4 protein-coding genes and 2 tRNA genes are annotated in these 3,897 nt (G+C 41.3%); 5 read left to right on the plus strand and 1 reads right to left on the minus strand.

Translation table 11 applies throughout. The features are described 5' to 3' along the window. The 3 genes from ABZB17_RS21290 to ABZB17_RS21300 form a co-directional block, all read left to right on the plus strand. The coding region (locus ABZB17_RS21290) for a tRNA dihydrouridine synthase (RefSeq protein WP_372653449.1) at positions 1–708 on the plus strand (708 nt) is incomplete at its 5' end. 106 nt (positions 709–814) lie between these two features. Continuing rightward, positions 815–1,294 (plus strand): DUF3795 domain-containing protein, encoded by a 480-nt coding sequence (locus tag ABZB17_RS21295; protein ID WP_372653452.1) that lies wholly within the window; start codon positions 815–817, stop codon positions 1,292–1,294. Between the two features lie 72 nt (positions 1,295–1,366). Further along, positions 1,367–2,614 (plus strand): PQQ-binding-like beta-propeller repeat protein, encoded by a 1,248-nt coding sequence (locus ABZB17_RS21300; protein ID WP_372653454.1) that lies wholly within the window; start codon positions 1,367–1,369, stop codon positions 2,612–2,614. On the opposite strand, the gene folE is transcribed toward ABZB17_RS21300, so the two are convergent. Beyond that, the gene (gene folE, locus ABZB17_RS21305) at positions 2,611–3,324 is read right to left on the minus strand and encodes a GTP cyclohydrolase I FolE (RefSeq protein ID WP_372653457.1); all 714 of its coding nucleotides are present in this window, start codon (positions 3,322–3,324) and stop codon (positions 2,611–2,613) included. The two genes, ABZB17_RS21300 and folE, sit on opposite strands and share 4 nt — an antisense overlap. Positions 3,325–3,723: 399 nt before the next feature. On the opposite strand from folE, the gene ABZB17_RS21310 reads away from it, so the two are divergent. Together ABZB17_RS21310 and ABZB17_RS21315 are read left to right on the plus strand one after the other, a co-directional pair. Then, a tRNA-Ser gene (locus ABZB17_RS21310) sits at positions 3,724–3,810 on the plus strand. 12 nt (positions 3,811–3,822) lie between these two features. Beyond that, positions 3,823–3,897 (plus strand) — tRNA-Pro (locus ABZB17_RS21315).

Here is a 3,897-nt window from a genome sequence, read left to right on the forward strand (position 1 = left end):
AACCCGGAAATTTATCACAACATTGCCAAATACATTACCGAAAATTACGATTTCGATGGCATCGATATAAACATGGGGTGTCCGGTAAAAAAGGTGTTTAAAATTGGTGCCTGCAGTGCTTTAATCGGCGAACCGGAACGTGCTAAAGAAATAATTCTGGCCACAAAAGAAGGCACTCACCTGCCCGTTAGTGTAAAAACCCGCACCGGTATAAAAGAGCACATCACCGAAAACTGGATTGCCAACTTACTGGAGGTTGATCCGGCAGCTATTATTTTACACGGCCGTACGCAACGCATGCAATCGGACGGCGATGCCAGCTGGGAAGAAATTGCCAAAGCCGTTCAACTTAAAAACAGCTTAAAACCACACATTCCGGTTCATGGTAACGGCGATGTTATGTCGTACCAACAAGGACTTGACCGCGTAAACCAAACCGGCGTGAATGGCGTAATGATCGGTCGTGGAATTTTCCATAATCCCTGGTTTTTTAATCCCGAAAAGGAAGACATTTCGATGGAAGACCGGATTGCCAAATTACTTGAACACACCCGGCTTTTTGAGCAAACCTGGAGTCCACACAAAAATTTCAATATCCTGAAACGCTTCTATAAAATTTATCTCAATTCGTTTCCGGGAGCGGCAAAAATGCGTGCTGATGTAATGGAAATGAAAGGTTATGACGAGGTATATTCTTATTTCAAATAACACCTCAATCTGATATACCAGATAATTTTCAGCCAAAAATATTCGCCCGGGTAAGGGTGTTCCAATGATGAGTTGTCATAACTTAGTAAACCAAAATTCAATAGTTATGACTAATCAATCCAACCGCCGGCAGTTTATCATTAACAGTTCTGTAACGGGCTGTGCTATTTTGCTCTCCGGCAAACTTTCAGCTTTTACTTTTCCTGAGAATGAACTACCCGATCCAAAAAAACTGAACTATTGTGGCTATACCTGCCCTGCCGATTGTCAGTTTCTGGAGGCATCAGAAAAAAATGATGTTGAACTAAAGAAAAAAGCTTACGAACAATGGAAAATAGAAGAGCATTACGGTATTGCATTTGAGGCTGAAAAGATATTTTGTTTCGGGTGTAAAAATTCGGATAAGCCGGCCGGTGTGGTTCTTACCAATTGTACGGTTCGGGCGTGCGCCATCGATAAACAGTTCGACTCCTGCATTCAGTGCAAGCAACTAAAAAACTGTGATAAAGACCTTTGGAAAAGATTTCCTGATTTTCATAAATCAGTTATCACCATGCAGAAAACATATTTTGAAGGTAAAGCCTGAAAATTCTTCATAAAACTGTAATTATTTGACCCTTACTTTTACTTTTATTTCATAAAAACCGAAATAACCGTTATGAAGAATTTGTACCTGCTTTTCATCTGCCTTATAGCCTTTTCTTGTAGTCCGAACAAAAACGAGATTTACCAGTGGCGCGGCGAAGACCGCAAAGGGATTTTTAACGAGCCAGATCTTCTAAAAGAGTGGCCGGAAGAAGGACCTGCCGAACTGTGGTATGTTGAAGGAATTGGAGATGGATATGGCACGCCCACAATAACCGACAATGAGATTTTTATAACCGGAGCTATCGACAGCACTGCCACTTTATTCTGTATCGATTTAAACGGGAAGAAAAAATGGGAAGTAGCAATCGGCAAAGAATGGGTAAGCAGTTATCCGGGATCGCGCTCTCAGCCAACTGTTGTTGACGATTTAATTTATGTTGGTTCGGGAATGGGAAATTTATTTTGCCTGAAACGCTCGAATGGTGAATTGGTTTGGGAAAAACGTTTTGTGGAAGATTTTGAAGGTATTTACCCGCGATTTGGGCACTCGGAAGCGCCTCTTATCGATGGCGACAAAGTATTCTGGACTCCCGGTGGAAAAGAGTACAATGTGGTTGCTTTAAACCGTTTTACAGGCGAGTTGCTGTGGAGTAATCCTGGGCACAGCGAACGATCGGGCTACAATCCAGGAACACTTATCAAACTACCAACACGCCACATTTTCGTTACGTTCTCTGCTTATAATATGATGGGGTTTGATGCTGAGACAGGTGAATTGTTGTGGACACATGCACAGGATAATGTACCGGTGGATAAACGTCAGCCGGGTATGGGCGATACACATAGCAACTGTGTTATTTACGAGGACGGAAGTATTTACTACGCTGCCGGAGATGGAAATTGCGGTGTAAAACTTCAACTCTCGGAGGATGGAACAGCCATTAAAGAAGTGTGGCGGAATAAAGGTTTCGACAGTTATATGGGCGGCATTGTAAAAATTGACGGCCATTTATACGGTAGTGCCACCTCGAAAAAGTTTTTCAGAAGTATTGATGCCACAACTGGCGAACTTAGCGACTCACTAAAATTGGGTTGGGGCGCTGTTATTGCAGCCGATGATCTGCTATACTATTATGGTCAAAACGGAACATTGTCATTAGTTGGTTTCAATGAAACCGGAAAAATGAATCCGATCAGTGATTTTAAAATTACTCGGGGAACAAAGGAGCATTTCTCGCACCCGATAATTAAAAACGGTGTTTTATACCAGCGCCATGGTCAGGTGCTGATGGCTTTCGACATAAAAGATAAGGCTTAAAGTTCTACATATTTCAGAAACTCTTCGCGAACGTTTTTGTCTTTAAACTTACCGGAATACTCGACAGTAACAGTACTGCTGCTTTCATCCTGAATTCCGCGCGATGATACACACATGTGTTTGGCATCGAGTACAACTGCCACATCATCGGTTTTAAGTATTGATTTTAGCTCGTTGGCAATTTGCACAGTTAAACGTTCCTGCACCTGAGGACGACGGGCAAAATAGTCGACAATACGGTTTATTTTGCTCAAACCAATCACTTCGCCCGATGAAATGTAAGCCACGTGTGCTTTTCCTACTATCGGCAAAAAATGATGCTCGCAGGTCGAATTCATGTTGATGTTCTTTTCCACCAGCATTTCGCCGTATTTGAATTTATTTTCGAAGACAGAGACTTTCGGTTTATTGGCAGGGTTTAATCCGTTGAATATTTCCTTCACAAACATTTTGGCCACACGATGTGGGGTTCCACTCAAACTATCATCATTCAAATCGAGTCCCATTGTTTCCATTATATCGCGAAACTTCTCTTCAATAATTTCCATCTTTCTTTCATCGCTTAGCTCAAAAGCATCGGCGCGCATTGGAGTATCAATTGAAGTTGCAATATGATTATCGCCTATTGTCTCATGATTATCATGTCCGTTTGTTTTACCATTCCTTCCATTTCCGGTATTGGTAAATATTATTTCTTCTCTGTAACTCATAATTTCTATTTCTAGTTTCTACGAGTTAATAAACAGACCAAAAACTATTTTGTTTAATCTATAAAAACAGAATATTAAACAAACCACTCCATTTTTATAAGCCACCTATCAACTTTCCAGAAGCACCCAATGAAACTATCTGGTTTTTAACCACATAAAAAGACGCACAAAAAAAACAAGTTTAAACGGCTCAATCCCCTATCGCCATTCGTTTACACCGCAAAACAGGAATTCAATTTTTTTTGCCATTTTTTTTCATTTTTCTTTGCCAGTGTAAAAACAATTTCTACTTTTGCACACGCTTTAACAAAGCAACGACGTTCAAAAAATGTATTGGGGGATAAGTTTTAATAATATCGCTGAAAAGCGAATTAAAATTTGGCAAGGATATTCACTTTTGGAGAGGTGGGTGAGTGGCTGAAACCACCAGTTTGCTAAACTGACGTACGGGTAACTGTACCGGGGGTTCGAATCCCCCCCTCTCCGCATTATATATTTCGGGATGTAGCGCAGTCCGGTTAGCGCACCTGCTTTGGGAGCAGGGGGTCCCAGGTTCGAATCCTGGTATCCCGA

Origin of the sequence: Draconibacterium sp., assembly GCF_041583095.1 — a bacterium.
Classification (GTDB): Bacteria; Bacteroidota; Bacteroidia; order Bacteroidales; family Prolixibacteraceae; genus Draconibacterium.